Genomic DNA, 6599 nt, shown 5'->3' with positions numbered 1-6599 from the left:
AGCCAGAGCCATGAACAGCCACTACGCCCGACAAGCCCTCATCGAACCGTGATCACGATCCCCGGCTGGAGTACTAGCGGGTTCCTTGATTAATACAGCCGAGTTGCGACGCGGGCAGCGGGCCGCGGCGTCGCCAGCACAACGGAGAGACAGTGACTTCAGGCGACGACGCTCTGCTGCTGTTGACAGTTCGGCCAGGCAGTGAGAAGTACGCAGACGACGACGAGCGGTGGGTCGCTCATCAGATAGATTTGTTTGCCGAACTGCGGCGCGAGGCGGGCGGCGTGCGGCGCGAGGCAGCCGCGCAGGCCGGGACGAAAGGCGCCGTTGAGACGATAGTTCTGGCACTCGCCTCCGCCGGCTCCATTACCGCAGCCGTGCAGTGCCTGCAGAGCTGGCTGACCCGTGACCGCACCCGCATGGTCGAAATCATCTACACCGTCGCCGGTCACGAGGAGAAGATCGTTCTGCGCGGCACCCATCTCGACGACGCCGTAGCCAAACAGCTCACCGACATCGCCATCGCCCGGTTAAGGAATGAAGCATGACCGACCGGCGATACCGGGCACTCTTGCTCGGCAACTCGCACTTCCCCGACGACCCCGACAATCTTCCGGATCTGAAGGGACCGATCAACGATGTCGCGGGCATGGGCCGCCTGCTGTCCGACGCACGATCATCGCTGTTCGCGCCAGCCGACATCGATGTTCTGACCGACCGGCAATCGGACCAGATCAGCGGCAAACTCGAAGACTTCCTGAACGCGGCAGCGCGTGATGACGTACTCCTGATCTACTACAGCGGCCACGGCATCACCGCTAACAACGGGTCGCTGCTGTTGTGCGCCCGCAACACCCGAACGGATCGCCGGCTGACCACGACCGTCAGCGCCGAGACAATAAGGCGCATGATCGACCAGAGCGCCGCGGCAGTAACGATCATCATCCTCGACTGTTGCTACGCCGGCGCGTTTAAGACAGGTGACGTGGCCGCCGAGCTCGGCGGACGCGGCCGGTACGTCCTAGCTGCCACCCGCTCGGGTGACCGCGCCGCGGACGCCGAAAACGGCACCGGCTACAGCCGCTTCACCGGCCACCTGCTCCGAGGACTTCAGGGCGCAGCGGCTCAGCCTGACGCGGCGTGCGTAACGGTCTCCGACCTGTACCACTACCTTCGCAAGCGGATGGCCGAGGACGGCCCGTTCATCCCGCAACGCCGTTTCGACGGCGACGGTGACCCCATCCTCGCCCGCATCGGGCCCGAAGCACACCACGACCTCGCCGTTCCCGCTGCGACCGGCACCCGTTCTCAGCCCGCCACCGCTGTATCCGAAGGCCCGCCACGACCTCAGCGACGTGGCCTGGCAGCGGACGTAAGCCCCCGGATCCCACCACCGGCCGCGGCGTCTACATCTGCCGGGCCTGACCCGGAGAGCGCATCCGCGTGGCCGGATGTCACCGCCTTGTGCATCGGCGCGTCCAGCGGGATCCTGGCGTTCGCGCAGCTGCAGCTAGCCCGGGCAATCATGGCCAGCCTCACCATCGCACTGTTCCTAGCCGCCTTTCTCATCTACCGCCACGTCCGCCGTCCTGTAGCCAGGAAAGTCGGGGCCGGAGTGAGTTGCCTGCTGGCCTTGGCCTCCCTCGCCCTGATCCAAGCCTTTCCTACCGAGCCGACCGCCGCGCCACGTTCCATCGCGACAACGATCCCTACGACTCCGGCCACGGCCGCCTCACCCCCGGCAACATCGACGCCGAGCCCCACCACCTCGACAGGACCTGCCGCAGCGCCCACCAAGGGCAAGACAAATGCCCGTCAAGAAAGGTTCGCCGGGGAATACACTGACGTCGACGGCGGTGCCGAACACATACCCGTCATGGTGTCGATCACGTGGGCATCCAACCGCACGACCTTCAAAGGCAAGTCGACCTACTACAGCGACAAATCCTGCCAGAAGGAAATAGACGGTTACCTTGCCTCGCAGAATTCCAGCGATACCTTCCACGTGACGGAAACCCGATCCGGCCCGGCACCCGGCGATTGCTACAGCCCCCAAACCTCGGTATGGAAGATCACCGGCAAGACCCTGGAAATCGTCTACTACGCCGATGGTTTCTCCCAGACCGAGGTAACCCGTGCCGCGCTCAGCCGTGTGTGACAGCAACCGCCCAAGACCGCGTTGGTAGCCTTGATCGTGTACCTCCACGCATCCGCTCATTAGTGCGGCGGCACCAGTGCGAACCGTACGGAGCGTGACGGCCGCACCTGGCCGCCGCGCACGATCGGCGGCATGACAGTAATCCTGATCTTGATCGAGAGCTGCCACAGTTAATACAGCCCAGCAAATCTTGTCGTACTGAATTTTGGGACTGCGAGTCGTATTTGCGTTTGCGTTTTTGGTGGCAGTTCGGTGTCGCGGTTGCCGTTCGGGTTTCGTTGAGTGGCGCGGTGTAGGGTATTGCCTCATGGCGAAGGTGGTCGCGGTTCATGGGATCTTGAATACGTTCCTGACGCGTCCACAGATGGTCGAGACGTGGGGGCCGGCCTTGCTCGGCGGTGTGGAGTTGGCGGGTGGGGCGCGGGGGTCGATCACCGCGAATGATCTTGAATTTGTGGCGTATGGGGACGTGTTCCGTCCAGCGGGCCGTTTTCTGGACGGCGGGATCCCCCCGCTGACGGCAGGCGACGTGGAGCCAGGTCTGGAAACTGAGTTGTTGCGGGCCTGGTGGGAGGCGGCAGCGGCGGTAGATCCCCAGGTGGCAGCGCCGGACGGGCGGAGTCTAGGCGCGGCGTCGTCGGCGCGGGCAGCGGTTCTGGCGTTGGCGGGGTCGCGGTTCTTGGCGCGGGTGTCGGAGCGGGTGCTGGTGTTCTGGCTCAAGCAGGTGTCGTCGTATTTCACTGAGCCGCAGGTCCGGGAGCAGATTCAGGGCAGGTTCGCGGCGGCGATCGGGGCCGACACTCGGGTGGTGGTGGCGCATTCCCTGGGCTCGGTGGTGGCCTATGAGGCGTTGTGCGCGCATCCCCAGTGGCTGGTGACGGATTTCGTGACAGTGGGATCGCCGTTGGGTGTGCCCCACATCGTGGCCGACCGGCTTCAGCCGCCAGCGGGTCCAGGCCAGCCGGCAGTCGCCCGGTGGGTGAACATCACCGATGACGGTGATTTCGTCGCGCTGCAGCCGCGGTTGCGCCAGCTCTTCGGCGACAGGGTGACCGACGTGGGGATCAGCAATGGGATCAGCGCCCACCAGGTCGTCCGCTATCTGTCGGCCGCGGAAACCGGCGCGGCGATCCTCGCCGGGCTTCGCTGAGCCGCGGCCCCGGTCCGATGCGAAAGTTTTTCATCGGTGCGGCCACCACGACCTACCGCCCGCAGCTGGGCCTGGGCGATCGTCCGGAACTGGCCGACGAACTGTGGCGAGCGCGAGAGGCGTTCACCGGACTCGGCTACACCGTGGCGGACGGGTTCGGGCCGGGGATGGGCGCGAAGGCCTTCCAGGACCGGTTGCGGGCGTTCCTTTTCGATGCGGATCGGCAGCCGCAGGATGTGGTCGTGGTGTTCTACACCGGCCACGGGGTCAGTCACGACGGCGAGTTGTTGCTGCCGATGGCCGACACGAGCGACCTGAGTTATGACTCGGTGCGCGCAGGCGATCTGACCGGCCGGATACTGGACAGCTACGAACCGGGCCGGGTGGCCGGGCAACAGCTGCTGTTCATCTTGGACACCTGCTACGCAGGCAGCGCGTCGGCATCGATGGGCCGAGGCGCCGCCGAGTTCCTGGCCCGGCTGCGGGGCTCGGCGAAAGCCCCGTCGGTCGCGGTGATCGTCGCGGCCCGCGACTACGAGAGCGCCGAGGCCGGCCGGTTCACCCAGGCGTTGACAGAGGTGGCGCAGCAGGACCGGTCGGTGGCCGGTTACGAGGTGCCGTTCCTGCCGCTGGAACCTTTGGTCACCGCGATCAACACGCGGTTACCACCGGCGCAGAACGCCCGGCTGGTGTACATCGGCGAGAGCGCGTCGCAGTTCTTCCCGAACCCGCGATTCGATGACTGGTTCAGCGACTACGACCTCCGCACCAGAGACCTACGTGCCCAGCAGACGGCCCGGGAGCAGGAGCGCAGAGATCACGTGATGCCCCGGGCGAAAGGCCTGGACGCTGCGGGTGGCCGCGACGACCTGTGGCTGTTCACCGGCCGCCATGCCGCCCTGCGCGAGGCCGTGCGGTGGCTGGCCTGTGCTGGGCCGGGCACCATGGTGGTCACCGGACGACCCGGCTCGGGCAAGTCGGCACTGTTGGCCCGCCTCGATGTGCTCGCCGATTCGAAACGGCGCCGCTGGATACCCGACCTGCACCTACTGCCGGCCGACACAATCCCGGCCGATCATGCGATCAGCCGGTTCGTGCACGCCCGGGGACAGACCCCGCAGGATCTGCTGGCGGCGTTGGCCGAGGCCGCGGGGATCGACGACATCAGCGGTATCGACTCGGTAAAGGACCTGGTACGGCGTCTTCCCCGTGACGGCGGCCCGAGGGTGGTGATCGTGGACGCGGTCGACGAGGCCGTCGATAGCAGCCAGGATCAGCATCGGGCCTCACCGGTGGTGGAGCAGGTCCTCGCGCCGCTGGTCGCCGCGAGCGGCCGGATCCCGCTTCGTTTACTGATCGGTACCCGCTCGCACCTGCTCGACGCGATCGGCCAACCAGCCGCTCTGGTCGACCTCGACCAGCCCGGGTTCGCCGACCGGGCCAGCGTGCACCAGTACGCCCGCCGATGCCTGACCGAACTGGTCGAGACCTCCCCGTACCGGCACCAGCCGCCCGCGTTCGTGGACGCGGTCGCCGACGCGGTCACCGACAGCGCGGGCGACTCGTTCCTGGTCGCGTTGATCGCCGCCCGTAGCCTTGCGTTGCTCCCGCAGCCGGTCACGAACCCGTACGACGCGGCATGGCGGGCAAGGCTGCCCCGGCACGCCGCCGACGCCATGCGCCAAGACCTCGACCAACGGCTGGGTGGACAGGCCGACCGGGCTCGGGACCTGCTGCTGCCGCTGGCCTACGCCGAGGCCGCCGGGCTGCCCTGGGAAGATCTGTGGCCCCGGCTGGTACAGACCCTGACCGGACGATCCTGCGGCAATGCCGACCTGGAATGGCTGATCGAGCAGGCCGGCTACTACATCATCGAGACCAGTCTGCAACGCCGCTCGGTCTACCGTCTCTACCACGAATCCCTCGCCGAGCACCTGCGCGCCGGCCGGGACACTGAAGCCGACCAGGCCGCCATTGTCGACGTACTCACCGACCGGGTTCCCCGACTGGCCGACGGCACCACAGACTGGGCGCAGGCCCACCCGTACACCGCGGCGACCATCGCCACCCACGCCGCAGGCACCGATCGCCTCGACCACCTGGTGAGCCAACCGCGCTTCCTGCTGGACACCCCACCCGCGCCGCTGGCCGTCGCACTCCCGCAAACCCGTACACCCGACGGTCACGCCACTGCGGACGCTTACCGCCGCGCCCTGAACCGCATACGCGCCGCACCCCACCAGCACCGCGCCGCATACCTGCAACTGGCCGCGCGCTGCGCCCGCGCACCACACCTCGCCCAAGCAATCACCGATAGCGGCCTACCACTCCCGTTCGTCACCGACTGGGCATCCTGCCGCCTACCCACAGCCCACCACACCATCACCGGCCACACCGGCGAGGTAGACGCGGTGGCGGTCGGGCAGCTCGACGGCCGCACCATCATCGTCTCCGGCAGCGACGACAACACGGTGCGGGTGTGGGACGCGGCCACCGGCACCCCGGTGGGTGACCCGTTCACCGGCCACACCGGCTGGGTGAACGCGGTGGCGGTCGGGCAGCTCGACGGCCGCACCATCATCGTCTCCGGCAGCAACGACCACACGGTGCGGGTGTGGGACGCGGCCACCGGCGCCCCGATCGGTGACCCGTTCACCGGCCACACCAGCCTGGTCTTGTCGGTGGCGGTCGGGCAGCTCGACGGCCGCACCATCATCGTCTCCGGCAGCGGCGACCGCACGGTGCGGGTGTGGGACGCGGCCACCGGCGCCCCGGTGGGTGACCCGTTCACCGGCCACACCAGCCTGGTCTTGTCGGTGGCGGTCGGGCAGCTCGACGGCCGCACCATCATCGTCTCCGGCAGCAGCGACCGCACGGTGCGGGTGTGGGACGCGGCCACCGGCACCCCGATCGGTGACCCGTTCACCGGCCACACCGACTGGGTGCGTTCGGTGGCGGTCGGGCAGCTCGACGGCCGCACCATCATCGTCTCCGGCAGCGGCGACCGCACGGTGCGGGTGTGGGACGCGGCCACCGGCGCCCCGGTGGGTGACCCGTTCACCGGCCACACCAGCCTGGTCTTGTCGGTGGCGGTCGGGCAGCTCGACGGCCGCACCATCATCGTCTCCGGCAGCAGCGACAACACGGTGCGGGTGTGGGACGCGGCCACCGGCGCCCCGATCGGTGACCCGTTCACCGGCCACACCAGCCCGGTCTTGTCGGTGGCGGTCGGGCAGCTCGACGGCCGCACCATCATCGTCTCCGGCAGCAGCGACAACACGGTGCGGGTGT

Annotated in this window: 4 protein-coding genes; all 4 read left to right on the top strand. The window is 67.8% G+C overall.

Annotated features, from left to right (window positions below; translation table 11 throughout):
* Positions 1-152 precede the first annotated feature (152 nt).
* On the top strand, positions 153-548 hold the full coding sequence (locus tag IEY73_RS32315; protein WP_189083152.1) for an effector-associated constant component EACC1: 396 nt from the start codon (positions 153-155) through the stop codon (positions 546-548).
* On the top strand, positions 545-2158 hold the full coding sequence (locus tag IEY73_RS32310; RefSeq protein WP_189083151.1) for a caspase family protein: 1614 nt from the start codon (positions 545-547) through the stop codon (positions 2156-2158). The genes IEY73_RS32315 and IEY73_RS32310 overlap by 4 nt, the downstream gene beginning before the upstream one ends.
* A gap of 307 nt (positions 2159-2465) precedes the next feature.
* On the top strand, positions 2466-3308 hold the full coding sequence (locus IEY73_RS32305; protein WP_229716378.1) for a hypothetical protein: 843 nt from the start codon (positions 2466-2468) through the stop codon (positions 3306-3308).
* 17 nt (positions 3309-3325) lie between these two features.
* Positions 3326-6599, top strand: a 3274-nt coding sequence (locus tag IEY73_RS32300; RefSeq protein ID WP_189083150.1) for an nSTAND1 domain-containing NTPase, incomplete at its 3' end; no start/stop codon positions are given.

This window comes from Mangrovihabitans endophyticus (assembly GCF_014646155.1).
Lineage (GTDB): Bacteria > Actinomycetota > Actinomycetes > Mycobacteriales > Micromonosporaceae > Actinoplanes > Actinoplanes endophyticus.
This window is presented reverse-complemented; position numbering and strand designations above follow the sequence as displayed.

Bases quoted from the DNA above. Each gene is read 5' to 3' on its own strand.
- IEY73_RS32310 (WP_189083151.1), top strand. From the start codon at position 545: ATGACCGACCGGCGATACCGGGCACTCTTGCTCGGCAACTCGCACTTC.
- IEY73_RS32305 (WP_229716378.1), top strand. From the start codon at position 2,466: ATGGCGAAGGTGGTCGCGGTTCATGGGATCTTGAATACGTTCCTGACG.